25 protein-coding genes are annotated in these 24,539 nt (G+C 67.7%); 17 read left to right on the top strand and 8 right to left on the bottom strand.

Annotation, left to right across the window (positions count from 1 at the left end; translation table 11 throughout):
* The first annotated feature begins 39 nt into the window (after positions 1-39).
* On the top strand, positions 40-1,536 hold the full coding sequence (locus J7495_RS03430; RefSeq protein WP_294054677.1) for an amidohydrolase family protein: 1,497 nt from the start codon (positions 40-42) through the stop codon (positions 1,534-1,536).
* An 83-nt stretch (positions 1,537-1,619) separates the two neighbouring features.
* A complete protein-coding gene (locus tag J7495_RS03425) occupies positions 1,620-3,257 on the top strand; it encodes an inorganic phosphate transporter (protein WP_294054676.1) in 1,638 nt (545 codons plus the stop codon).
* Between the two features lie 3 nt (positions 3,258-3,260).
* On the opposite strand, the gene J7495_RS03420 is transcribed toward J7495_RS03425, so the two are convergent.
* From J7495_RS03420 to J7495_RS03405, 4 genes are all read right to left on the bottom strand, one after another.
* A complete protein-coding gene (locus J7495_RS03420; protein ID WP_294054675.1) occupies positions 3,261-3,779 on the bottom strand; it encodes a hypothetical protein in 519 nt (172 codons plus the stop codon).
* A 24-nt stretch (positions 3,780-3,803) separates the two neighbouring features.
* The gene (locus J7495_RS03415; protein ID WP_294054674.1) at positions 3,804-4,316 is read right to left on the bottom strand and encodes a hypothetical protein; all 513 of its coding nucleotides are present in this window, start codon (positions 4,314-4,316) and stop codon (positions 3,804-3,806) included.
* On the bottom strand, positions 4,313-6,100 hold the full coding sequence (locus J7495_RS03410; RefSeq protein ID WP_294054673.1) for a cation:proton antiporter: 1,788 nt from the start codon (positions 6,098-6,100) through the stop codon (positions 4,313-4,315). Before J7495_RS03410 ends, J7495_RS03415 begins: the two co-directional genes overlap by 4 nt.
* Positions 6,101-6,707: 607 nt before the next feature.
* Positions 6,708-7,928, bottom strand: a complete 1,221-nt coding sequence (locus tag J7495_RS03405; RefSeq protein WP_294054672.1) for an NADP-dependent isocitrate dehydrogenase — start codon at positions 7,926-7,928, stop codon at positions 6,708-6,710.
* Between the two features lie 82 nt (positions 7,929-8,010).
* On the opposite strand from J7495_RS03405, the gene J7495_RS03400 reads away from it, so the two are divergent.
* Positions 8,011-8,493 (top strand): hypothetical protein, encoded by a 483-nt coding sequence (locus J7495_RS03400; RefSeq protein ID WP_294054671.1) that lies wholly within the window; start codon positions 8,011-8,013, stop codon positions 8,491-8,493.
* 4 nt (positions 8,494-8,497) lie between these two features.
* On the opposite strand, the gene aac(6') is transcribed toward J7495_RS03400, so the two are convergent.
* Positions 8,498-8,941, bottom strand: coding sequence for an aminoglycoside 6'-N-acetyltransferase (aac(6'), locus tag J7495_RS03395; protein WP_294054670.1), 444 nt, complete (start codon positions 8,939-8,941; stop codon positions 8,498-8,500).
* Positions 8,942-9,005: 64 nt separating this feature from the next.
* On the opposite strand from aac(6'), the gene J7495_RS03390 reads away from it, so the two are divergent.
* Positions 9,006-9,875, top strand: coding sequence for an alpha/beta fold hydrolase (locus J7495_RS03390; RefSeq protein WP_294054669.1), 870 nt, complete (start codon positions 9,006-9,008; stop codon positions 9,873-9,875).
* Between the two features lie 412 nt (positions 9,876-10,287).
* Here the strand turns inward: J7495_RS03390 and J7495_RS03385 are convergent, their stop codons facing one another.
* On the bottom strand, positions 10,288-10,515 hold the full coding sequence (locus J7495_RS03385; RefSeq protein WP_294054668.1) for a hypothetical protein: 228 nt from the start codon (positions 10,513-10,515) through the stop codon (positions 10,288-10,290).
* Positions 10,516-10,609: 94 nt separating this feature from the next.
* Here J7495_RS03385 and J7495_RS03380 point away from each other — a divergent pair, with 94 nt between their 5' ends.
* Complete coding sequence (locus J7495_RS03380; RefSeq protein ID WP_294054667.1) at positions 10,610-11,338, top strand: phosphatidylserine decarboxylase; 729 nt, start codon at positions 10,610-10,612, stop codon at positions 11,336-11,338.
* Positions 11,339-11,374: 36 nt separating this feature from the next.
* Positions 11,375-12,187: a phosphatidylcholine/phosphatidylserine synthase gene (locus tag J7495_RS03375; protein ID WP_294054666.1), complete on the top strand. Its 813-nt coding sequence runs from the start codon at positions 11,375-11,377 to the stop codon at positions 12,185-12,187.
* Here the strand turns inward: J7495_RS03375 and J7495_RS03370 are convergent.
* Positions 12,138-12,359: a hypothetical protein gene (locus J7495_RS03370; RefSeq protein ID WP_294054665.1), complete on the bottom strand. Its 222-nt coding sequence runs from the start codon at positions 12,357-12,359 to the stop codon at positions 12,138-12,140. The two genes, J7495_RS03375 and J7495_RS03370, sit on opposite strands and share 50 nt — an antisense overlap.
* Positions 12,360-12,672: 313 nt before the next feature.
* Between J7495_RS03370 and rpsB the strand changes: the two genes are divergently transcribed.
* Together rpsB and tsf are read left to right on the top strand one after the other, a co-directional pair.
* A complete protein-coding gene (rpsB, locus tag J7495_RS03365; RefSeq protein ID WP_294054664.1) occupies positions 12,673-13,539 on the top strand; it encodes a 30S ribosomal protein S2 in 867 nt (288 codons plus the stop codon).
* An 80-nt stretch (positions 13,540-13,619) separates the two neighbouring features.
* Positions 13,620-14,549: a translation elongation factor Ts gene (gene tsf / locus J7495_RS03360; protein ID WP_294054663.1), complete on the top strand. Its 930-nt coding sequence runs from the start codon at positions 13,620-13,622 to the stop codon at positions 14,547-14,549.
* Between the two features lie 149 nt (positions 14,550-14,698).
* Here the strand turns inward: tsf and J7495_RS03355 are convergent, their stop codons facing one another.
* The gene (locus J7495_RS03355; protein WP_294054662.1) at positions 14,699-14,899 is read right to left on the bottom strand and encodes a hypothetical protein; all 201 of its coding nucleotides are present in this window, start codon (positions 14,897-14,899) and stop codon (positions 14,699-14,701) included.
* A 196-nt stretch (positions 14,900-15,095) separates the two neighbouring features.
* Between J7495_RS03355 and pyrH the strand changes: the two genes are divergently transcribed.
* From pyrH to fabZ, 9 genes are all read left to right on the top strand, one after another.
* Entirely contained in the window at positions 15,096-15,827 is a 732-nt protein-coding gene (pyrH, locus tag J7495_RS03350) for a UMP kinase (RefSeq protein WP_294054661.1), read from the top strand.
* A gap of 39 nt (positions 15,828-15,866) precedes the next feature.
* Positions 15,867-16,430, top strand: a complete 564-nt coding sequence (gene frr / locus J7495_RS03345; RefSeq protein ID WP_294054660.1) for a ribosome recycling factor — start codon at positions 15,867-15,869, stop codon at positions 16,428-16,430.
* A 145-nt stretch (positions 16,431-16,575) separates the two neighbouring features.
* A complete protein-coding gene (locus tag J7495_RS03340; protein WP_294054659.1) occupies positions 16,576-17,307 on the top strand; it encodes an isoprenyl transferase in 732 nt (243 codons plus the stop codon).
* Positions 17,304-18,074 (top strand): phosphatidate cytidylyltransferase, encoded by a 771-nt coding sequence (locus tag J7495_RS03335; RefSeq protein ID WP_294054658.1) that lies wholly within the window; start codon positions 17,304-17,306, stop codon positions 18,072-18,074. Before J7495_RS03340 ends, J7495_RS03335 begins: the two co-directional genes overlap by 4 nt.
* Positions 18,071-19,228, top strand: coding sequence for a 1-deoxy-D-xylulose-5-phosphate reductoisomerase (locus J7495_RS03330; protein ID WP_294054657.1), 1,158 nt, complete (start codon positions 18,071-18,073; stop codon positions 19,226-19,228). Before J7495_RS03335 ends, J7495_RS03330 begins: the two co-directional genes overlap by 4 nt.
* The gene (locus tag J7495_RS03325; RefSeq protein WP_294054656.1) at positions 19,225-20,358 is read left to right on the top strand and encodes an RIP metalloprotease; all 1,134 of its coding nucleotides are present in this window, start codon (positions 19,225-19,227) and stop codon (positions 20,356-20,358) included. Before J7495_RS03330 ends, J7495_RS03325 begins: the two co-directional genes overlap by 4 nt.
* A gap of 69 nt (positions 20,359-20,427) precedes the next feature.
* A complete protein-coding gene (bamA, locus tag J7495_RS03320) occupies positions 20,428-23,211 on the top strand; it encodes an outer membrane protein assembly factor BamA (RefSeq protein ID WP_294054774.1) in 2,784 nt (927 codons plus the stop codon).
* Positions 23,211-23,957 (top strand): OmpH family outer membrane protein, encoded by a 747-nt coding sequence (locus J7495_RS03315; RefSeq protein WP_294054655.1) that lies wholly within the window; start codon positions 23,211-23,213, stop codon positions 23,955-23,957. Before bamA ends, J7495_RS03315 begins: the two co-directional genes overlap by 1 nt.
* Positions 23,958-23,965: 8 nt before the next feature.
* Positions 23,966-24,433, top strand: coding sequence for a 3-hydroxyacyl-ACP dehydratase FabZ (gene fabZ, locus J7495_RS03310; RefSeq protein WP_294054654.1), 468 nt, complete (start codon positions 23,966-23,968; stop codon positions 24,431-24,433).
* Positions 24,434-24,539: the final 106 nt, after the last annotated feature.

Here is a 24,539-nt window from a genome sequence, read left to right as displayed (position 1 = left end):
TTCTGGGCATGGTCCCGTGCGGCAACAGGGGAGTGGGCGATGCGGATGCGGGCGATGGGGTTGGCGGGCGCGGCGGCACTGCTGTGCGCGGCGGGGCCCGACAAGGTCGACATGGCGGCGCGCATCCTACCGGCACCGGCCACGCCCGGCGAGGCGGTGAAGCCCTTCGTCAAGGTGGATCACCGCAGCGTCGCCATCCTTCACGTGCGCGTGATCGACGGAACCGGCGCCGCGCCGCTCGAGGACCGGACGGTGCTGATCGCCGCGGGCAGGATCGCCGCGGTGGGCGGCGCCGAAGTGCCGCTGCCGCATGACGTCCAGGCGATCAACGGCACGGGCATGACGCTGATGCCCGGCATCGTCGGCATGCACGACCACCAATATTACATCGCCCGGCCCAACCTCGACGCCGCGGGGCACAGCGAGCCGCCGCTGATGGTGCCGCAGATGGCGTTCAGCTCGCCGCGGCTCTATCTCGCCGGCGGCGTTACGACCTTGCGCACCACCGGCAGCGTCGAGCCCTATACCGACCTCAACATGAAGGCGGCGATCGACCGCGGCGAGCTTCCCGGCCCGCACATGGACGTCACCGGTCCCTATCTCGAAGGCTCGGGCAGCCCCTTCCTCCAGATGCATCCGCTCAAGGACGCCGAGGACGCGCGGCGCACGGTCGACTTCTGGGCGGACCAGGGCGTGACGTCGTTCAAGGCCTATATGAACATCACCCGCGCCCAGCTGAAGGCCGCGATCGATGCGGCGCATGTGCGCGGGATCAAGGTGACCGGCCACCTCTGCTCGGTGACCTATCCCGAGGCGGCGGCGCTGGGGATCGACAATCTCGAGCACGGCTTCTGGGTCAACACCAGCCTCGACCCCGGCAAGCAGCCCGATGTCTGCCCGGAGAGCGACGGCGGGCCGACGCTCAAGGCGATGACACCCGGGAGCGACGCGGCCAAGGAACTGATCGCCATATTGGTGGCGCACAAGGTGGCGGTGACCTCGACGCTGCCGGTGTTCGAGACGAGCTCGCCTAACTACCGGACGCTGCCGCCGCAGCAGCTCGCCTTGATGTCGCCCGAGGCGCGTGCCGACTATTTCTACGTCCGCACGCTCCAGATGAACGCGTCGCCTGTGCGCAAGGCCGAGCGCGCGGCGCTCTGGGCCAACGAGCTGGCGATGGAGCGCGCCTTCGTCGATGCCGGCGGCCTGCTGATCGCCGGGCCGGACCCCACCGGCGCGGGCAACGTCCTCCCCGGCTTCGGCGACCAGCGCGCGATCATCCTGCTTGTCGAGGCGGGTTTCACGCCGCTGGAGGCGATCCGCATCGGCACGCTCAACGGCGCGACCTATTTAGGGCTCGATGCGCGGATCGGCTCGATCGCGCCGGGCAAGGATGCCGATCTGGTGCTCGTGCGCGGCGACCCCTCGAAGCAGATCGGCGATATCGCCAATGTCGTCACGGTGTTCAAGGACGGCGTCGGCTACGACCCTGCAGCGTTGCTCGCGAGCGTCAGCGGGCGCTACGGACAATATTGACCGACGATCGATGACGATGAGATCGCGACCGTAATGGAAATGTCATCAACCTGTCACACCTGACGGGCAGGTGCGGCGATGTCATGGCGACCCTAGCACTGGACCAGGCGCCGTCGGGAGAACCGACGAGCAGCCCCCGCTTCGAATATCGGACTCATCCTCTCGCAAAACTGCTCTTCGCGCTGATCCTGATCGGCGGGCTGGCGTTCGCCGGCTGGAGCGTGATGACCGACACCGCAGGGGTCGGCGAGCAGCTGGCGGTGGGTGTCTTCGCCTTCCTCGCGCTCGCGCTGATGATCGCGCTGGGCTTCGAGTTCGTGAACGGCTTCCACGACACCGCCAATGCCGTGGCGACGGTGATCTACACCAATTCGATGCCCGCGCATTTCGCCGTGGTCTGGTCGGGCTTCTTCAACTTCCTCGGCGTGATGGTGTCGAGTGGCGCGGTCGCCTATTCGATCATCACGCTGCTGCCGGTGGACCTGATCCTCAACGTCGGCTCGGGCGCCGGCTTCGCGATGATCTTCGCGCTGCTCCTCGCGGCAGTGCTTTGGAACCTCGCGACCTGGTACGTCGGCCTGCCCAACAGCTCTAGCCACACGCTGATCGGCTCGGTGCTGGGCGTCGGCTTCGCCAACCAGCTGCTAACCGCAGGATCGCGCGGCGGCACCGCGGGCGTCGACTGGAGCCAGGCGACCAAGATCCTCACCGGCCTCTGGATGGCGCCGCTGATCGGCTTCTTCGCTGCGCTGCTCCTGCTGTTGGTGATGCGCGTCGTGCTGCGCAATCCCAGGCTTTACCAGGCGCCGATGCCCAACACGCCGCCGCCGACCGGCATCCGTTCGCTCTTGATCTTCACCTGCACCGCCGTTTCGTTCAGCCACGGCTCGAACGACGGACAGAAGGGCATGGGGCTGATCATGCTGATCCTGATCGGCTGCGCGCCGACCGCCTATGCGCTCAACCGCACGCTGCCCGCGAGCGCCACGCCGGCCTTCGTTGCAAGCGCGAGCAGCGCCAACGCCGCCTTCCAGGCGCATGCGCCGGGCGTGACGATGACGCCCGATGCCGCGCGGACCGTGCTCAAGGGCGCCCTGCAGCAGCGCAAGGCCGAAAGCGCGCAGGCGATCGGTGCGATGGGGGCGCTGTCGGCCGATCTGTCGAAGCGCGTCGAAGGCTATGGCTCGCTCAGGGCAGTGCCGGCCGAGGCGACTTCGAACGTGCGCAACGACATGTACCTCGTGCTCGACACGATGCGGCTCGCCACCAAGAACCCGGGCACCTTCGACGACGCCGAGAGCGCGGCGCTCAAGGATTACCAGGGCAAGCTCGAGGCGGGCACGCGCTTCATCCCGCAATGGGTGAAGATCGTGGTGGCGCTGGCGCTGGGGCTGGGCACGATGATCGGCTGGAAGCGGATCGTCGTCACGGTCGGCGAGCGGATCGGCAAGCAGCACATGACCTATGGCATGGGCGCTTCGGCCGAGCTGGTCGCGGCGGGGACCATCCTGGCGGCCGACCAGTTCGGCCTGCCGGTGTCGACCACGCACATCCTCTCCTCGGGCGTCGCGGGCGCCTCCGTCGCGAGTGGCGCGGGACTGCAGGGTCGAACCGTGCTCCAGCTCGCCGCGGCCTGGCTGCTCACGCTGCCGGTGGCGATGGCGCTCTCGGGCGGGCTCTACTGGCTGATGCTCACGCTGGTGCAGCTCAGCGGGCACTGAGGCCTATTCGGCCACAGCATAGCCATCAGTGGGCGAGACCCAGGCGACGCTCTGCTTCATCTCCGGGTGCAACAGCCCGTTGACCGTCACGTTCGCCGTGACGCCGGGGCCTTCGGTCCCATCGATGAAGCAGCGGCGTTTGCCCGAGAGCTCGCTCAGCCGCGTGACCAGCCGCCCGCGGATGGCGTTGGCCTCTAGCGCGGTGGCGGGTTTGTCCTCGACATAGAGCTTGCCCGCAAGGAAGTCGTCGACCCGCACGATCGAGCAGACCGCATTGCCCTGTACCTCGCCGCTGATCTTGTAGACGATCATCACGCGCGGCTCGATGATCCCCGAGACGGTCGCCTCGAAGCGGCCGTCGTCCTGCACCCTGAAGCGGACGATCGAGCTGCAATTGTGCCGCGCGACATCGGGATCGATGCAGCGGACCCTCCCCGCGCGCGCGGGGGCGAGCGGGTCGTCCGTCGGCGCGTCGGCGGTCTGGAGCGCGGCGGCGGCGAGCATTGCGAACGCTTCGAACATCACATCATCCCCTCGCTCAACGGCTTACATCCCCAGCGTATAGCCGTCCTCGGGTTTCACCCAGATCAGCGGCTGGTTGAGCTGCTCCATCGGGGCGCCGTCCATCGTCACCTGGCTGAGCAAATGGTCGCCCTCGGGCACCAGCAGGCTGCACGCCTTCTTGCCGAACAGCGGCGCGACGAAGCCGTTGAGCTGCGGCCGGATCGCGCCCTCGACATCGGCGGGGGCGGGATTGCCGTCGAGCTTGAACACCGCGTTGTCGAAGGTCTCTGCCTTCACGACCGAGCAGAGCGCCTTGCCTTCGAAGCTCTCGTCGTCGGTGATCTCCATCGTGATCAGCGGCTGGGGCGCGATCATCTGGGTCGAGACGCTCGTCACCTTGCCGCCCGCGCCGAAGCTGTAGCGGGTCATCGCCGCGCAGGTCTTCTTCTCGACATTGGGGCGGACGCACTGGAGCTGGCCGGCGCGGGCAGGGGCGTAGGGATCGTCGGCGGGCGCGGCGGCACCGGCGGCGAGCAGCAGCAGGGCTTCGATCATGGGGTCTCTCCTTCGGCGATCGGCTCTGCCTGACGAACACGGCGGAATCGCGGCTCGCGCTCGAGATTCGCGGCTTCCTTGATCGTCTTGCGCATCGCGTCGCGCTCTTCATGGATCGAGGCGATCACCGGACCCACCGCGATTCCGAGGTCCACGAGCAGCGCCTCGGAGAGCTGGAGCGCGCTCTCCAGCGTCTCGGGCACCGCATCGGTCGCGCCGGCCTTGTAGAGCTCGGCGGCATGGGCGGTATCGCGCGCGCGGGCGATGATCGGGATGTGCGGCACCCAGCCGCGCACGCGCCGCGTCAGCCGCACGGTTAGCACGGGATCGTCCATCGTCAGGATCAGCGCCTTGGCATGGCCGAGGTTGAGCCGGTCGACAAGTTCGCTGCGCGTCACGTCGCCGAACAGCACGCTATAGCCTTCGCGCCGCGCGGCGTTGACGTTGTCGATATCGGCGTCGACGCCGAGATAGGGCAGGCCATGGCGCTTGAGCATGTCGGCGACGGTGCGGCCGACGCGGCCGAAGCCGATGACGACGGTGCCCAGGCTCTCGCGGCCTGGCTCGGTCTCGCCAGGCTGTTCGCCCTCGTTTCGCTCGATCCGGCGCGAGATCAGCCGGCCCGCGGTGGCGAGCAGCGGCGTGGCGGTGAGCCCGATCGCCGTCACCGTGGTCCAGAAAGCGACGGTGCCGGGCACGATCAGCCCCACCGCGCCCGCGACGCCAAGCACGATCAGCGTGGTCTCCGACGGGCTCGCCATCAGCACGCCCGTCTCCGCCGCTGTGCCGGCGCGTGCACCGGAGAGGCGGAGCAGCGTCATCGTCACGCCCGCCTTCACCGCCATCACCAGCACCGTGGCGCCGAGCAGCGCCCCCCATTCCTTGAGCACCATGTTGAGGTCGAGCCGCATGCCCACGGTGATGAGGAACACGCCGAGCGCGAGTCCCTGGAAGGGCTTGGTGATCACGTCGACTTCGCTGTGGTACTCGGTCTCGGCGATCAGCAGCCCGGCAATCAGCGCGCCGACGATCGGCGAGAGGCCCGCGGCGCTCGTTGCCAGGCTCGCGACGATCACGGCGAGCAGGCTGGCGGCGAGGAACAGCTCGGGGCTCTTGGTGCGCGCCGCCTGGGCGAACATCTTCGGCAGCAGGAAGCGCCCGCCGACGTAGAGCACCGCCACCGTCGCGATCCCCGTCAGCGCGGTCAGGCCCAGTTGGCCGAACCCGCCGTTGCTGCCGGGTCCCATCGCGCCGAGCACGAAGATGATCGGCACCAGTGCGAGGTCCTCGAACAGCAGCATCGAGAAGGCGGCGCGGCCGACCGGGCTCTCGGTCCCGGCGATCGGCACCACCAACGCAGTCGAGGAGAGTGCCAGCGCGATGCCGAGCCCGAACGCCCCGCCGGCGCTCAGGCCGGTGAGGTAGAGCGTCGCGGCTAGGATCAGCCCCGCGCCGAACAGTTCCGCCGCGCCGACCCCGAACACCAGCGTTCGCATCGACCAGAGCCGCTTGAACGACAGCTCGAGCCCGATCGAAAAGAGCAGCAGGATGATGCCGAATTCGGCGAAGGGCTCGATCGAATGCGGGTCCGAGATGGTGACGTAATAGAGCCAGGGCGCGTGGCTCACCAGCGACCCCAGCCCGGCGGGCCCGACCAGCGCGCCGACCAGGATGAACCCGATCACCGGGCTGATCCGGAAGCGTGCGAAGGCCGGGATGACGATTCCCGCGGCGCCCAGAATCACCAGGGCGTCGCTGAATCCACTGTTTGCTAGTGTCGGCATGACGGCATTAAAGCGGCTCGGGACGCGAATGTCATGGGGTAGATGTGACAAAGACCCAAGTTTGCATCGTCGCCGGCCGGCCGGCGCGAGGCTTGGACGCCATCCGCTCGAGCGCGGCAATGCAGCGGACCTAAGATGGCGCGCGGTTTCGGTCGCTGAGCGGCGGGTGATCGCTACCCCCGAACCGGCACCCTGCAAAAGCCGGGAAGCAAAGCTGCGGAGGACGTCGCCCGCAGCCCTGGGTCCGGACTCTCGCCGGGATGACGGGATGGATTGGTTCAAGAGGCTGTCGCCCTGACGCCCGAGCAGCGCGTCCGCCCCGAGGTACAGCTCGAGTTCGGGTCAGCAGCCGCCAGCGCCTTCTGGCCTTGGCGGGATGCAACCGCCCGTCCGGCCGATCGAGCCGGCTCGTCGCAAGCCGTGCATCGGCCTTGGCGAGCATCGCGCGCCCGTCGCCACCGGGATCGGCGTTTCGGAATAGAGCTGGTACCGCCCGATCGCGGCCTGATGGCGAAAGGCCGGCAGCCGGGGCGTGTAGAGACGTTGGCGACGCAGGCGACGGCTCCGAGCAGGGCCGCCGAGCCGATGCGCCGCCAGCGCGACGTCATTACTGCCAGCTGCCCATCGCGGTCTCGAGGTTCTCGCGGATCGCCTCGAAGAACTGCTCGGTGGTCATCCAGGCCTGTTCGGGCCCGATCAGCAGCGCGAGATCCTTGGTCATCTTGCCGCTCTCGACGGTCTCGACGCAGACCTTCTCCAGCGTCTCGGCGAAGCGCGTCACGTCGGGCGTGCCGTCGAACTTGCCGCGATACTTGAGGCCGCCGGTCCAGGCGAAGATCGACGCGATCGGATTGGTCGAGGTCGCCTTGCCCTGCTGGTGCTGGCGATAGTGGCGCGTGACGGTGCCGTGCGCCGCCTCCGCCTCGATCGTCTTGCCGTCGGGCGACATCAGCACCGAGGTCATCAGGCCGAGGCTGCCGAAGCCCTGCGCCACCTGATCCGACTGGACGTCGCCGTCATAGTTCTTGCAGGCCCAGACGAACTCGCCGTGCCACTTGAGCGCCGAGGCGACCATGTCGTCGATCAGGCGGTGCTCGTAGACGATGCCGGCTTCCTTGAACTGGTCCTTGAACTCGGTCTGGTAGACCTCCTCGAAGATGTCCTTGAAACGGCCGTCATAGGCCTTGAGGATCGTGTTCTTGGTCGAGAGATACACCGGCCAGCCGAGGTTGAGGCCGTAGTTCATACTCGAGCGCGCGAAGTCGCGGATCGACTCGTCGAGGTTGTACATCGCGAGCGCCACGCCGGCGTCCTTGAACTTGTAGACTTCGCGGTCGATCGTCTCGCCGTTGTCGCCTTCCCAGACGAGGCGGAGCTTGCCCGCGCCGGGCACCTTGAAGTCGGTCGCGCGATACTGGTCGCCGAATGCGTGGCGGCCGACGACGATCGGCTTGGTCCAGCCCGGGATCAGCCGGGGCACGTTCGAGATCACGATCGGCTCGCGGAAGATCGTGCCGCCCAGGATGTTGCGGATCGTGCCGTTGGGCGACTTCCACATCTCCTTGAGCCCGAATTCCTCGACGCGCGCCTCGTCGGGCGTGATCGTCGCGCACTTCACGCCGACGCCATATTCCTTGATCGCGTTCGCCGAATCGATCGTGATCTGGTCGTTGGTCTCGTCGCGCTTCTCGATGCCGAGGTCGTAATATTTGAGGTCGATGTCGAGATAGGGGAGGATCAGGCGTTCGCGAATCCATTCCCAGATGATCCGGGTCATCTCGTCGCCGTCGATTTCGACGACCGGGGTCGCTACCTTGATCTTCGCCATATGCTCGCTTCCGTGAGAGGGGAGGGGTTTGCCGGTGCCTCTAGGGGCAAGGGGCGAGGGGGGTCAACAGGGTGAAGCGGCAATGACGAACGCAATTGCACGTGCCGACAGCTGGAAGACGCTTCCCTTCGGCGAGCTGGTGCCGATCGACTGGCGGCGCAGCTTCACCGCGGCCGAGCGCGTGCGGCTCGAAACGGGGCTGGTGCCCGAGGCGATGGAGGATAAATGGTTCATCTATTGGGACGCGCCGAGCCTGTTCCTCCACCGCAGCTGGACCGGGCTCGGGGTGTTCCGCGTCGACCTGGCGCCGGTGGGCGATGGCGCCGAAGTGGTCGCGGCCTGGCGCATGGCCGATCCGCCGGCCGAGGACCTGGCCTATGAGGCGCGGCTGCTCGACTTCCTGATCGCCAACCTGCTGCTGCGCGAGGGCAAGCCCTTTCCAAAGCCCGAGGGGCTGAGCGAGCCGATGCCGGGCGTCTATCAGCATGTCGTCTCGGGCACCGGCTACCCCGAGGCGCCGCCGCCCGCGCGCGCCCGGCGCCCGTGGTGGCGATGGTGGCGCTGAGCGGTCAGAGAGCTTTGCGGAAATAGACGACGCGCTCGGTCTCCTCGAAGCCGGCGGCGGCGTGGAAGCGGTGGCTTTCGACATCCTCGACCAGCGCGTCCGAGGCGAATTCGATGCAGCCCTGCGCACGGCCCCAGACAGCGACCCCGTCGACCAGCGCGGAGGCGAGGCCCTGGCGGCGATGCGCGGGCTCGACATGGATGCCTTCGAGGAAGGCGACCGGCGAGGTGTCGCAGCCGTTGACATAGTCGCGGCGGATCGCGGCTTCGGCGAAGCCGGCCGCGCTGCCGTCCGCGGCGCGAGCGATCAGCACCAGCGTGTCGGGCGCACCGAGCGCTTCCGCCGCTTCGTCGCGAAGGTCCTCGGCCGAGGCTTCGTCGCCCCAGAGCGCGTGGCGCATACGCGCCCAGTCGTCGAGGTCTGCGGGTGTGGCGGGGGCGATGTCCATGCGCCGACGTCTAGGAAGGCGAAGGCGCCATGGCTAGACGAGTAAGGCGGCGCGGGAGGGAATCGTGCGGAAGCGGTGGTACGGGTTCGGCGCGTTGGGGCTGGCGGCATTGGTGCTCGCGGGTGCCTGGGCGTTCGGCGAGATGACCGTGCGGCCGACGATGGCCGAAGTCGCCCCGGCCGACCCGCCGGCGCGCGACTTCAAGCTGACCGCGTCGGACGGCGTCTCGATCGCCGCGACCTATCGGCCCGGGCGGCGGCCCGACGCGCCGGGGGTGCTGATCCTCCACGGCAATGGCGCATCGCGCGGCTCGGTGGCGCGGAACGCCGAGTGGCTTGCGAGGCAGGGCTATGCCGTGCTGACGATCGACTTCCGCGGCCACGGCCAGTCGAGCCCGCATCGGAAGAGCTTCGGTCTGTTCGAGAGCCGCGATGCCGCGGCTGCCTTCGCCTGGCTCAAGCAGCGCCAGCGTGGCGCGAAGGTCGCGGTGATCGGCATCTCGCTCGGCGGCGCGGCGAGCCTGCTGGGCGACGCGGGCCCGCTTCCCGCCGACGCGCTGGTGCTCCAGGCGGTCTATCCGGACATCCGCCATGCGATCCGCAACCGCATCGCCGCGATCGCCGGCGGGTTCGCGGGCTGGGCGGGCGAGCCGCTGCTCAGCTACCAGTCGCTGCCGCGCTATGGCGTATGGCCGGCGCGGATCTCGCCGCTCGAGGCGCTACGGCGGTACCACGGGCCGGTGCTGGTTATTGGCGGCGGGGCGGATCGCTACACCCTGCCGGAAGAGACGCGCGCGATGCTCGACGCCGCGCCGGGCCCCAAGTCGCTGTGGCTGGTGCCGGGGCTGGACCATCGCGGTATCTCGGCGACCGGCACGCCCGACTATGGCGCGCGGCTGCTGCGCTTCCTGTCGGGCACGATCGGAGTGGCTTAGGGGTCGAATCGCATCGACCGCGTTTTTTCCGCTCTGCCGCCAGCATAGCCCGTCATGCTGAACTTGGGCGTGCCATCAAGTGCCGAACGGGTTTCGCTGCTTCCTGCGGCTGTCATCCCGGCGAAAGCCGGGACCCAGGGTTACGAAGGACGTCGCTTGCGGCTCTGGGTCCCGGCTTTCGCCGGGGTGACGATTCAGGAGGCGCTCCTCCCTCGCGGCCCGCTTTTCAGAGAGCGTCCCTGATGACACGCCCTTGCTTCAGCATCCAACCTTTCCTCCGGGCGATGTCGCCCGCGGCGAGTTGGAGCCTGAAACAAGTTCGGGGTGGAGGTTCCTCGAGTTGCGCGCGCCTTCAACCCGAAGATCGCCACGCCAAAGCAGCCGGCTTTCGCCGTTGAAAGTCCGACAGGCCCTATTCGCCGATGCGGAACACGACTTGCTCCCCGTCGCCCACGTCTTGCAACTGCTGGTGGATCGAACCGGTCATCCCCAGCCATTCGCGCGACGGCGCTACCCAGAGATTGTCGACGTCATAGGTGCCGCCCTCGAACACCGGCAGGATCGTCGCGGCATAGCATTGCCCGGGCCCCGGCCGCTTGCCGGCGGCGTCTCGTCGAGCTCGAACGCCAGGTCCGCCCATCGCAATGCCATGCCTTCGTCCTCGCCTCGATTGCGGACTCGATCATCGGCCCGGTCCAATTGTGTTGCAAGCAGGACACGGCTAGAGCCGCGCGATGGCATCGATCGACAAGCCCCCCGTCGGCACTTCGACGGTCAAGTGGCGCTTCCCCGAAGTGCACACCGAAGGGCGCAAATACGTCATGATCGCTGCAGCGATCGCCCTGGCCAGCCTGTTCGTGTGGGATTTCATCACCTGGCCGCTGATCGGGCTGACGATCTGGGTCGCCGCCTTCTTCCGCGATCCGGTGCGCGTGACGCCGACGGGCGAGGGGCTGATCATCGCGCCCGCCGACGGGCTCGTGACGATGATCGAGCGCGTCGCACTGCCGCGCGAGCTCGCCGGCGACCATGCATTGGGCGATAAGCCGCGCGTGCGCGTTTCGATCTTCATGAGCGTGTTCGACGTCCACATCAACCGCACCCCGATCAGCGGCACGATCCGCCATGTGATCTACGTCTCGGGCAAGTTCCTCAACGCCGATCTGGACAAGGCGAGCGAGGAGAATGAGCGGCAATATTTCGTCGTCGAGGACAAGAACGGCCTCCGTATCGGCTTCACCCAGATCGCAGGGCTGGTCGCGCGGCGAATCCTGAGCTTCGTCAAGGCGGGCGACATGGTGGTGCGCGGCCAGCGCATCGGCCTGATCCGCTTCGGCAGCCGGCTCGATGTCTATCTGCCCGAAGGCTATGGCTGCCAGGTCGCGCTCGGCCAGCGCACACTCGCTGGCGAGACGGTGATCGCCGCCAAGGGCGCGGCGAACGTCGGCGGCGTCGCGCAGTGAGGTGCGGAATGCGGGGCCTTGGGTGAGACGACCTCGATGAGACGCCCAAGCCCTGTCGACCGCCGCCGCCGGTTCAGGCGCCGCGGCGAGCGCGGGATCCCGCTGCGCGCGATCGCGCCCAACCTCGTGACCGCGCTCGCGCTCTGCGCCGGGCTCACCGCGATCCGCTTCGCCATCGCCGGCGAGTGGCAGACCGCGGTGCTGATGATCCTCATCGCCGGCGTGCTCGACGGGATCGACGGCCGCATCGCGCGGATGATGCACGGCGAGAGCCGCTTCGGCGCCGAGCTGGACAGCCTGTCCGACGCGATCGCCTTCGGCGTGGCCCCCGCGATGGTGCTCTACCTCTGGTCGCTCGAGAGCGTGCCGCGGCTCGGCTGGCTGCTTGCGCTCGTCCATGCGCTATTCTGCGCGCTCCGCCTCGCGCGCTTCAACGCCCAGATCGACCTCGATCACCAGCCGCACAAGTCGGCGGGCTTCCTCACCGGAGTTCCCGCACCGCTCGGCGCGCTGACCGCGATGACGCCGATCTACTTCTGGATCTGGACCGGCCGGCCCGAGTTCCGCGATCCGCTGCTCGTCGCGCCGTGGATCGCCTTCACGGCGATCCTGATGATCTCGAGCTTCGCGACCTGGTCCGCCGCGTCGCTTCGCCTCCGCCAGCGCATCCGCTTCGAGGCAGTCGCGGTGCTGGTGGTGGTCGCCGCCGCGATCGTCTCGGCGCCCTGGCCGACGCTCGCGGTCGCTTCGCTGCTCTACCTCGCGACGATCCCGCTCAGCGTCCGCGCCTATCGCCGCGTCAGGCGGCAATCCGGAGCGACGGGCGACCCTGGCCCGCCGCCGGAGTAGGAACGCTCCGCGCGCCGGCGCGGGGCCTGGGCGGCAGCTCGGCACCGATCGCCGAGTCATAGCCGAGCAGGAAGGCGATCCGCCCGAGCCTCGGCCGGATCGTTGCGAACATCGTCCAGAGCGCGAAGCCCAGCACCGTGAGGAAGAACATCGTTCCCGCAATCGCCGCCATCGCCCTGGCTCCATCAAATCCAACAGACGTCGATCGTCCGCCGATGGACCGTTTATGTTCCGTTCATGTTCCAACTGTCAAGACAGAAGCGGAACAAAAAACGAATATTCCGCCATCACCGCGATTTCGCAGTCCTTGAACCGCGGTCGTCCCCACGCCACATCCCGCATCACGGGCTCTTGCCTTTTGCGTCGACCGGCGCTAACGGCGCGCCCTCAACCCGCATGGGAAGCATCATAACCCGGTGTTCCGGCCGCTGAGCGGCGCACGGAATTCCCGCTTCCCAAAGGCACAACCGGAAGGAGTTATCCCTATGGCGGCACCCGTCGTCACCATGCAGCAGCTGCTCGAATCGGGCGCGCACTTCGGTCACCAGACCCATCGCTGGAACCCGAAGATGAAGCCCTACATCTTCGGCGACCGCAACGGCGTCCACATCATCGACCTGTCGCAGACCGTGCCGCTGTTCGCGCGCGCGCTCCAGTTCGTCAGCGACACCGTCGCCGCGGGCGGCAAGGTGCTGTTCGTCGGCACCAAGCGCCAGGCGCAGGAAGCGATCGCCGAGGCCGCGTCGCGCGCGGGCCAGCACTATGTCAACCACCGCTGGCTGGGCGGCATGCTCACCAACTGGAAGACGATCTCGCAGTCGATCAAGCGCCTCAAGGCGCTAGAGGAGCAGCTCTCGGGCGACACGCACGGCCTTACCAAGAAGGAAGTGCTGAACCTCACCCGCGAACTGGACAAGCTCAAGCTCTCGCTGGGCGGCATCCGCGACATGGGCGGCGTGCCCGACATCATGTTCGTGATCGACGCGAACAAGGAAGAGCTGGCGATCAAGGAAGCCAACACGCTGGGAATCCCCGTCGTCGCGATCCTCGATTCGAACGTGTCGCCGGACGGCATCGCCTTCCCGGTCCCCGCGAACGACGACGCGAGCCGCGCGATCCGCCTCTATTGCGAAGCCATCGCGATCGCCGCGACCCGCGGCGGCAACGAAGCGCGCTACATGAGCGGCGCGGACTTCGGCGCGGCCGAGCAGCCGCCGGTCGAGGAAGCGTTCGAGGCTCCGGCTCCTGTCGCCGAAGCCCCGGCTCCGGCCGCGGCTGCGGAGCCTGAGGCGCCGGCCGCGGCGACCGAGCCCGAGACGGCCGAGGAAGGCGAGCGCCAGCTCGACGCCTGATTCCGTCACGAACTCGTAATCGGGGCGGGGCAGGGCAAATCGCACTGCTCCGCCCGACCTTTTGACTGAGGAATAGAGAAATGGCCGAGATCACTGCATCCGCCGTGAAGGAACTGCGCGAGCGCTCCGGCGCGGGCATGATGGACTGCAAGAAGGCGCTGATCGAGACCGACGGCGAGATGGAAGCGGCGGTCGACTGGCTGCGCACCAAGGGCCTCGCCGCCGCCGCCAAGAAGTCGAGCCGCACCGCCGCCGAGGGCCTGGTCGGCGTCGCCGTCGCGGGCACCAAGGGCGTCGCGGTCGAAGTCAACTCGCAGACCGACTTCGTCGCCAAGAACGAGCAGTTCCAGTCGTTCGTCCGCGACGTGACCGCGCTGGCGCTCGAGAAGGGCGACGACATCGACGCGCTCAAGGCGACCCCGATGGCGCAGGGCGGCACGGTGGAAGAGGTGCTGACTTCGAACATCGCGACGATCGGCGAGAACCAGGTGCTCCGCCGCGCCAAGGCCGTCTCGGTCGCGAACGGCGCGGTGATCCCTTATGTCCATAACGCCGCGGCCCCCGGCCTCGGCAAGATCGGCGTGCTCGTCGCGCTCGAATCGGACGCGGGCGTCGACGTGCTCGAGCCGCTGGGCAAGCAGATCGCGATGCACATCGCCGCGCAGTTCCCGCTGGCGCTCGACGAGACCGGCCTCGACCCGCAGGTGCTCGAGCGCGAGCGCGCGATCGCCACCGAGAAGGCGGCCGAGAGCGGCAAGCCGGCCGAGATCATCGAGAAGATGGTCGACGGCGCGGTGAAGAAGTTCGCCAAGGAGAATGCGCTGCTGAGCCAGCCCTTCGTGATCGACGGCAAGACCCCGGTCGCCGACGTCGTCGCCAAAGCGGGCAAGGACGCGGGTTCGCCGATCGTGATCAAGGACTATGTCCGCTTCCAGCTCGGCGAAGGCATCGAGAAGGAAGAGAGCGACTTCGCGGCGGAAGTCGCTGCGACGGCGGGGCTGAAGAAGTAAGCTTCGGTTCCTTCGGGATATAAGACGGGCGCGGTCGCTTCGGTGGCCGCGCCCGTTTTCGTTCTCGGGTAAACCTCGACCACCTATCAGCCGCCATCCCGGCTTTCGCCGGGATGGCGGCTGAGGGGAGCAGGCGAGGGCCTGTGCCCTCAATGCAGCTCGGTCCGCTCGGGCCCGTCGATATCGATCGTCCCGAACGGATCGCGCTCGACCAGTTCGGCGACATGGTCGTACACCTTGGCATTGTCGCGCATCTGCTCGCCGAGCGCGGGGTTCTGTTCGGCGACGTTGCGGAAGAAGGTCGCGGCATCATGGAGCAGGCGGGCGGCGAGTTCGACATTGCTGGTCATGCCGACATACTGCCGTCCCCTTCCGTTCATGCAACCGTGAGGATCGGCGCCGAAGTGCCGCGGCGGTACGATCCTGCCGTGCGAAACCGCGGGACTGCATCGAAAAACCACCGGCACTTCGAAGCTTCCGCGCTTGGCATCGCAGTGCCGCGCCTCTAAGGTCCCGGCCGCTTCCCCACACCCGCAAGTTGGCTCGATGACTTTCCCAAGCTTCAAACGCATTCTCCTCAAGCTCTCGGGCGAGGTCCTGATGGGGCAGGGCCAGTTCGGCATCGACCTCGACACGTGCGAGCGCATCGCCGGCGAGATCAAGGCGGCGCATGACGGCGGCCTCGAGATCTGCATGGTCGTGGGCGGGGGCAACATCTTCCGCGGGCTCGCCGGCGCGGCGCAGGGAATCGAGCGCGCCTCGGCCGATTACATGGGCATGCTCGCCACCGTGATGAACGCGATCGCGATGCAGAACGTGCTCGAGAAGATCGGCGTGCAGACGCGCGTCCAGTCGGCGATCCCGATGGCGAGCGTGTGCGAGCCTTATGTCCGCCGCCGGGCGATGCGGCACATGGAGAAGGGCCGCGTGGTGATCTTCGCCGCCGGCACGGGGCTCCCGTTCTTCACCACGGACACCACGGCTGCATTGCGGGCGGCCGAGATGAATTGCGACGCGCTGTTCAAGGGCACCTCGGTCGACGGCGTCTATGATGCCGATCCCAAGAAGGTGGCGAGCGCGAAACGCTACGACACGCTGAGCTTCGATCGCGTGCTTGCCGACAACCTCAAGGTGATGGACGCCTCCGCGGTCGCCCTCTGCCGCGACAACGACATTCCGATCGTCGTGTTCAACATCCGCGAGCCCGGCAACCTCCAGTCGGTGCTGCGCGGCGAAGGCACGTCCACGATCGTCCAGAACGAACTCGAACACGCCTGACCAACGGGCGAACGCAGGAAGAGAAAGGAGAGCCGGAAAATGGCCGCCCCTACCTATGACAAGGCCGACCTCGAGCGCCGCATGCACGGTGCGGTCGAGGCATTGAAGCACGATCTCGGCGGCCTGCGCACCGGCCGCGCCAACATCTCGCTGCTCGATCCGGTGACGGTCGAGGTCTATGGCTCGCAGATGCCGATCAACCAGGTCGCGACCGTGTCGGCGCCCGAGCCGCGGATGCTCTCGGTGCAGGTGTGGGACAAGTCGAACGTCGGTTCGGTCGACAAGGCGATCCGCTCGGCGGGCCTCGGGCTCAACCCGATCATGGACGGCCAGACGCTGCGCCTGCCGATCCCCGACCTGACCGAGGAGCGCCGCAAGGAGCTGGCGAAGCTCGCGAGCCAATATGCCGAGAAGGCGCGGATCGCGGTGCGCAACGTGCGCCGCGACGGCAACGACAATCTCAAGACCGACGAGAAGAAGCACCTGATCAGCGAGGACGAGCGCAAGCGCGCCGAGACCGAGGTGCAGAAGCTCACCGATTCGACGATCGCCGAGATCGATGCGGCGGCGTCGGCGAAGGAAAAGGAAATCCTCGGCAAGTGACGCATGCGTCGCCCTTCAATCCTGCCCGTCACCCCGGCGAAAGCCGGGGCCCAGGGCCACGGGCGACGCAGCTTGCTGCCCTGGATCCCGGCTTTCGCCGGGATGACGACTGGTTTTTGATGCGCGCCAGGGGAGCCTGCTGACCATGGCGGCCAAGGCCAAGCCCGTGCCGGTGCCCAGCGTGGTGCCGCGCCACGTCGCGATCATCATGGACGGCAACGGCCGCTGGGCGAAGGCTCGCTTCCTGCCGCGGATCGCCGGGCACAGGCAGGGTGTCGAGGCGGTGCGGCGCATCAGCCGCGCGGCGCGCAGCTTCGGGATCGAAGTGCTGACGCTCTACGCCTTCTCCTCGGAGAATTGGCGGCGGCCTGAGGAAGAGGTCCGCGACCTGATGGGCCTGCTCCGCCACTTCCTCGCCGCCGAGCTCGACGAGCTGGTGTCCGAAGGGGTGAAGCTCAAGATCATCGGCGGGTGGCGGATGCTTTCGCCCGACATCGTCGCGCAGCTCGAGGGCGCGATGGCGCGGACAGCGGACAATCCGGGGCCGACCCTGGTGATCGCGCTCAACTATGGCGGCCAGGCCGAGATCATCGCCGCGACGCAGGCGCTCGCCGAACAGGCGCGCAGGGGCGAGATCGACCCCGCCGACATCGACGAGGCTCGCTTCGAGGCTGCGCTCGAGACGCAGGGCCTGCCGCCGCTCGACCTGCTGATCCGCACCTCGGGCGAGCAGCGCCTCTCCAACTTCCTGCTCTGGCAGGCCGCCTATGCCGAGCTGCTGTTCGTCGACGCGCTCTGGCCCGATTTCGACGAGGCCAAGCTGGGCGAGGCGCTCGAGCAATATGCCCGCCGCCAGCGCCGCTTCGGAGGGTTGTGAGCAAGAAGCCGTCGGACCTCGCGACGCGTCTCGGAGTCGCCTTCGCGCTGATCGCGCTGGCCTTTGCCGCGCTCTGGTTCGGCGGGTGGATCTTCTGGGGGCTGATCTCGGCGGTCGGCATCCTGATGCTCGTCGAATGGGGCGACATCGTCGGCGCCGACCAGGCGCAGCGGCAGATCGCGCAATATGCGGTGACCGTGCCCTTCGCGCTGCTCGCGCCCGCGGCGGCGGGGCCGAGCTTCTTCGTGCTCGGGCTGCTCGGCGCGGCAGTGGCGTTCACCGGCGCGGTGACACGGCGCGGGCGGCTCGCCTGGGGCGTCGCCTATGTCGGGCTGCCGGTGATCGCGCTGGTGCTGCTGCGCAGCCATCCCAATGGGCTGCTGCTCACCTTCTGGGCGATGGCGCTGGTCTGGGCGTGCGACAGCGGCGCCTATTTCGCCGGCCGCGCGATCGGCGGAGCCAAGCTCGCGCCGCAGATCAGCCCGAACAAGACCTGGGCGGGATTCATCGGCGGCGTGGTCTCGGCGACGGTGTTCGCCTTCGCGCTGGTGCTGCTCTTCGCGCTGCCGGTGGCGCTCGCGGTCGCGACGCCCTTCCTCGCAGTGCTCGCCCAGCTCGGCGACCTCTACGAGAGCCATCTGAAGCGCCTCGCGGGCGTCAAGGACAGCGGCAACCTCCTCCCCGGCCATGGCGGGCTGATGGACCGGCTCGACGGGCTCGTCGCAGTCGCGCCGGCGGCGGCACTTCTGGTATTGGTGTTCGCGTGAAACGCGTGACGATTCTCGGAGCGACGGGCTCGGTCGGCAGCTCGACGCTCGACCTGGTCGAGCGCCGGCCCGAAGCGTTCGACGTGATCGCGCTCACCGCGAACTGCGACGTCGACAAGCTCGCCGCCGCGGCGATCCGCACCAACGCCCGGCTCGCGGTGGTCGCCGACCCGACCTGCCATGCCGCGCTGAGCGAGCGGCTGGCGGGGACGGGGATCAAGACCGCCGCAGGTCCCGACGCGGTGTGCGAGGCGGCGCGGCTCGGCGCCGACTGGACGATGGCGGCGATCGTCGGCACCGCCGGGCTCGAGCCGGTGATGGCCGCGCTCGAATGCGGCGGAACGGTGGCGCTGGCCAACAAGGAAGCGCTGGTCTCGGCCGGCGCGGTGATGACCGCCGCCGCGCGCGAGCACGGTACGACGCTGCTCCCGGTCGATTCGGAACACAATGCCGTGTTCCAATGCCTCGACCGCACCGCTCCGAAAGGCGTGCGGAGGATCATCCTCACTGCGAGCGGCGGCCCGTTCCGCGAGACTCCCCTCGACGCGATGCGCACCATCACGCCGGCGCAGGCGGTGGCGCATCCGAACTGGTCGATGGGCGCCAAGATCTCGGTCGATTCGGCGACGATGATGAACAAGGGGCTCGAGCTGATCGAGGCGCTGCACCTGTTCGCGGTGCGCCCCGACCAGCTCGACGTGCTGGTCCATCGCCAGTCGGTGATCCATTCGATGGTCGAATATATCGACGGCTCGGTGCTCGCCCAGCTTGGCACGCCCGACATGCGCACCCCGATCGCGCACACGCTTGCCTGGCCCGAGCGGATGGCGACGCCGTGCGAGCCGCTCGACCTCGTGGCGGTGGGCCGGCTCGACTTCGAGGCGCCCGACTTCGTCCGCTTCCCGGCGCTCGCGCTCGCGAAGGACGCGCTGGCGGCGGGCGGGGCGCGCCCGGCGATCCTCAACGCCGCGAACGAGGTGGCCGTCGCAGCCTTCCTTTCGGGCCGGCTCAACTTTCTTGAAATTGCCGCAATCGTTGCCGATACGCTGGCTCGCTATGACCCGGCCGCTCCGGAAAGCCTCGATGCAGTGCTGGCGATCGACGCGGAAACCCGGCGGATCGCAGGCGAGCGAGTGAAGGACTGCGTAGTTTGAGCAATTCCCCCGGCCTTTTCCTCACGATCCTGGCGTTCGCGCTGGTGATCGGGCCGCTCGTCTTCGTCCATGAGCTGGGCCATTACCTCGCCGGCCGGCTGTTCGGCGTGAAGGCAGACGAATTCTCGATCGGCTTCGGCCGCGAGGTGGCGGGCATCACCGACAAGCGCGGCACGCGCTGGAAGTTCGCCTGGCTGCCGCTCGGCGGCTATGTGAAGTTCGCCGGCGACATGAACCCCGCGGGCCAGCCCTCGGCCGAATGGATGGCGCTGCCCGCCGAGGAGCGGGCGAAGACCTTCCAGGCCAAGCCGCTCTGGCAGCGCGCGATCATCGTCGCGGCGGGGCCGGTCACCAACTTCCTCGTCGCGATCCTGATCCTCGCGGGCTTCGCCTTCGCTTATGGCATCAACGGCACGCCCTCGATGGTCGGCAAGATCGAGCCGGGCAGCGGCGCGGCGGCGGCCGGGCTCAAGCCGGGCGATCAGATCACCGCGCTCGGCGGGCGCGGGGTCGAGACTTATGGCGACATGGTCCGCTTCACCCAGCTGCGCCCCGGCGAGACGGTGACGGTCGACCTGGTGCGGGGCGGCGCGCCGATGCAGCTCCAGGCGACGATCGGCACGCGCGTCGAGCGCGACAATTTCGGCAACGTCTACAAGATCGGCCAGCTGGGCATCCACGCCTCCAGGCCGGTGCTCAGGCAGGTGAGCCTGATCGAGGCGCCGCTGGTCGGTCTGCGCCAGACCGGCGAGATCGTCCGCATGACGATCGACGGGCTCGGCCAGATCCTCACCGGGCGCCGCTCGGTGAGCGAGCTCGGCGGCCCGCTCAAGATCGCGCAGGTTTCGGGACAGAGTCTCGCGATGGGACCCGAGCAGTTCGTGTTCCTGATTGCGCTCATTTCGATTAATCTGGGATTCATCAACCTATTGCCAGTCCCCGTGCTGGATGGCGGCCATCTGCTGTTCTATGCGATCGAGGCAGTGCGGCGCCGGCCGGTGGAGCCGCAGGTGATGGAGTGGGCGTTCCGCGGCGGGCTCGCGGCGATACTGGCGTTGATGCTGTTCGTGACGCTCAACGATCTTGGCGCGTTCGGCGTATGGAAAAATCTGGCCGGGTTGATCGGCTGATGCGGTTGAGGCAGGGCGTTTCGGCGCCGAGGCACGCAACCGAGAATGATGGCTTCCGACTGGGGTGGGATGGTGACTGCGAAGAATAGCAATTTGGGCGCGCGCGCCACGGCAACCCTGCTCGCGGGAACCGTTCTCTCCGCGGGGATCGCCGCGCCGGTGATGGCGCAGCAGGCCGCTCCGGCGCCTGCCGCCACGCCGACTCCGGCCGCACCGTCGACGACGACGGTCGTGCCCGTGCCGGTCGCGCAGCAGACGCGCGTGGTGAAGACGCTGCGCGTCGAGGGCTCGCAGCGCATCGAGCCCGAGACGGTGCTGAGCTACACCAAGCTCCGCGTCGGCGACACCTACACCAACGAGAGCGTCGACCAGGCGATCAAGGACCTCTACGCCTCCGACCTGCTGGCCGACGTGGAGATCACCGGCGTCGAGGACGGCAACCTCGTCATCAAGATCCGCGAGAACCCGGTGATCAACCGGGTGATCTTCGAGGGCAACAAGCGCCTCAAGCAGGACAAGATCGACAAGGAGGTCAAGCTCCGGCCCCGCCAGATCTTCACGCGCACCGCGGTCCGCGCCGATGTCGCGCGCATCATCGAGCTCTATCGCCGCCAGGGCCGTTTCGCCGCCACGGTCGAGCCCAAGATGGTCAGCCTCGACCAGAACCGCGTCGACGTGATCTTCGAGATCCACGAGGGCGCGAAGTCCAAGGTCCGCCAGATCAACATCATCGGCAACGAGGTGTTCTCCGACGGCAAGCTGCGCGGCGAGATGGCGACCAAGGAAGCGCGCCTCACCACGATCTTCAGTTCGAATACCAGCTACGACCAGGATCGTCTGGCCTATGACCAGCAGAAGCTGCGCCAATTCTACCTGACCGAGGGCTATGCGGACTTCCGCGTCGTCTCGGCGGTGGCCGAGCTGACGCCGGACAAGAAGGACTTCATCATCACCTACAAGGTGGAGGAAGGCCCCCGCTACAAGTTCGGCGACATCACCGTCGACAGCGCGATCCGCGACTTCGACGACAAGAAGCTCGCCGAGCGGCTGATGATCAAGAAGGGCGACTGGTACAATGCCAAGCTGGCCGAGGATGCGATCGATTCGCTGAGCGAAACCGCAGGCCTCTACGGCTATGCCTTCGCCGACGTGCGCCCCGAGTACCAGCGCGACAAGGAAGCGCTGACGATGGGGATCAACTTCCACATCGCCGAAGCGAACCGCACCTACGTCGAGCGGATCGAGATCACCGGCAACACGCAGACGCAGGAAAAGGTGATCCGCCGCGAGATGCGCGTGGCCGAAGGCGACGCCTTCAACACCTTCCTGGTCAAGCGCTCGCAGGACCGCATCAACAGCCTCGACTTCTTCCAGGACAAGTTCGAGATCGAGCGCAAGGAAGGCTCGTCGCCCGACCGCATCGTGCTCGCCGCCAACGTGGAGGAGAAGCCGACCGGCTCGCTCTCGCTTTCGGCGGGCTTCTCGAGCCTTGAGCGCTTCATCATCCAGACCTCGATCCAGCAGCGCAATTTCCGCGGCAAGGGGCAGGTGCTCTCGGCCTCGGTCGATTATTCGACCTATTCCAAGTCGGTCGAGCTGGGTTTCACCGAGCCCTATCTGTTCGACAAGAACATCGCGCTCGGCGGGACGATCTTCCGGCGCGACTTGAATTCGTTCAACTATCTCGGCCAGGATCGCCAGACGACCTACAGCCAGGTCTCGACCGGCTTCCAGCTCGTCACCGGCATCCCGCTGACCGAATATTGGACCTTCTCGGGCCGCTACACGCTCTCCGAAGACGATGTCTCGCTCGACCAGGCGACCTTCTATACCGGCGGCCAGTGCGATCCGCTCAAGGCCGGTCGCTATTATTGCGAGGCGGTGGGCAACCGCCTGACTTCGGCGGTGGGCCTGTCGCTGATCTACGACAGCCTCAACAGCCGCCTGCGCCCGACGCGCGGCCAGCGCCTGGTCGCGGGCGTGGACGTCGCGGGCCTCGGCGGTGACGTGCGCTACGTCCGCACGCGCATTGATGCCGACAAATATTGGCGCGTGCTCGGCGGCTTCATCTTCTCGCTCTCGGCCGAGGGCGGCGCGATCAAGTCGCTCGAATCGTCGCGTGGCGCGGGCGTCGACACGGTGCGCATCACCGACCGTTTCTACCTGGGCGAACCGCAGTTCCGCGGCTTCGACATCCGCGGCATCGGCCCGCGCGTCCAGCGCTATTCCTTCTCGGGCGACGTGGCGAGCGGCACCCAGGCGCTGATCACCGGCAAGGACCAGTTCCTCGACGATTCGCTGGGCGGCAAATATTACTATCTCGGCAAGGCCGAGCTCGAGATCCCGCTGGGCGCGGGGGCGGCCGAACTGGGCCTGCGTCCGTCGATCTTCGTCCAGATGGGCGCGCTCTGGGGCATCGCCAAGCCGGCGAAGACAATGACCTTCGATCAGGCCAAGGACGGCAGCGGCAACCTGTTGTTCAACGCCGACGGCTCGCCTTCGCTGCTCGCGAAGGACAATTTCATCAAGGACGCGAACGGCAACCAATATTATGTCGTGAGCGCCAGCGACGGGGTCAACGCCGGTTCGCTGACCACTTGCGCGATCGGCTTTTCGTCGAGCACCGCCAGCCCGTGCTCGGGCACGTCGATCAACGCGCCGTACAACGTTCCCACCCAGCCGTTCATCGAGCGTTTCGTGGGCGATACGCCCAAGCCGCGCATCGCGGTCGGCTTCGGCGTGAACTGGAACTCGCCCTTCGGGCCGCTCCGCCTCGACATTTCGAAAGCCCTCATCACTGCCAAGGGCGACGATCCTAAGCTCTTCACTTTCAACGTAGGGACCGCATTCTGATGATCACCAAGAAGCTCATCCTCGCCGCGGCGTTCGCAGGCGCCGCGACGATGGGATTCGCCGCGCCCGCGATGGCGCAGGCCGCCGGCGGCATCGCCACGGCAGACCCCACCGTCGTCGTCGCCAATTCGAAGGCGCTCGCCGCCGCGAACGACCAGATCCGCACGACCTTCAAGGACGCGCTGGCGAAGATCGAAGCCAACCAGACCGAGCGCCAGAAGGTACTGGCCCAGCTCGACAAGAATGGCGACAAGCAGGTCGACGACGCCGAGCTCGCCGCGGCCGAGCAGCAGAAGAACCCGGCGCTCGCCCAGCTCAACCAGCTCGAATCGGACGGCAACAAGCTGACCGCGCCGGTGCTGCGCGCCCAGGCCTTTGCGGTCGAGATGATCCTGCAGCGCTATTCGGACGCGCAGAAGTCGGTCGTCGCGGCCAAGAAGATCAGCGTGATCCTTTCGCCCGACGCCTTCGTCTATGCGCCCGAGGGTGCCGACGTGACCGGTGCGATCACCACCGCGCTCGACACGCTGGTGCCGAGCGTGCCGATCACCGCGCCGCAGAACTGGAACCCGACCGACGAGACGCTCCAGGTCCTGCAGCGCGTCCAGCGCATCCAGCAGTACAAGCTCGCCATCGCCGCCGCCCAGGCCCGCCAGGCGGGTGGCGCGGCGCCGGCTCCGGCAGGTGCGGCGCCTGCGCCGGCCGCCGCGGCCGCCAAGCCCGCGGCGAAGCCGCAGAGCCGGTGAGCGAGACGGTGACGGAGGGGACCGAGATCGGTCCCCTCGACATCGGCCGGGTGATGGCGGCGCTGCCGCATCGCTATCCGATCCTGCTGGTCGACCGCGTCGAATCGCTGATCGTCGGCCAGTCGATCACCGGCATCAAGGCGGTGACGTTCAACGAGGGCTTCTTCCAGGGGCATTTCCCCGGTCGCCCGATCATGCCCGGCGTGCTGATCGTCGAGGCGCTGGCGCAGGCGGCGGGCGTGCTCGCGGTCGAGACGCTCGGCCTCGCGGGCTCGGGCAAGCTCGTCTATTTCATGAGCATCGACGGCGTGAAGTTCCGCAAGCCGGTCGAGCCCGGCGTGCTGCTCCGCCTCGAAGTCGAGTTCGTGCAAAAGCGCGCGCGCGTCTGCAAGTTCGCCGGCAAGGCGAAGATCGGCGACGAACTCGCGGCCGAATGCGAGTTCACCGCGATGATCGCGGACCCGCCCGCCGCCTGAGAGCCTGTTTGGAAACTTGCAAAAGAGCGAATTTCAAGGCGCCGTCAGGCGCATTTCCAAACGGCCTCTGAGCAAGCCCGAGGTTGCACTCCCGGGGCCGCTCTGC

This window comes from Sphingomonas sp. (assembly GCF_017745215.1).
In the GTDB taxonomy this organism is placed as follows: domain Bacteria; phylum Pseudomonadota; class Alphaproteobacteria; order Sphingomonadales; family Sphingomonadaceae; genus Sphingomonas.
This window is presented reverse-complemented; position numbering and strand designations above follow the sequence as displayed.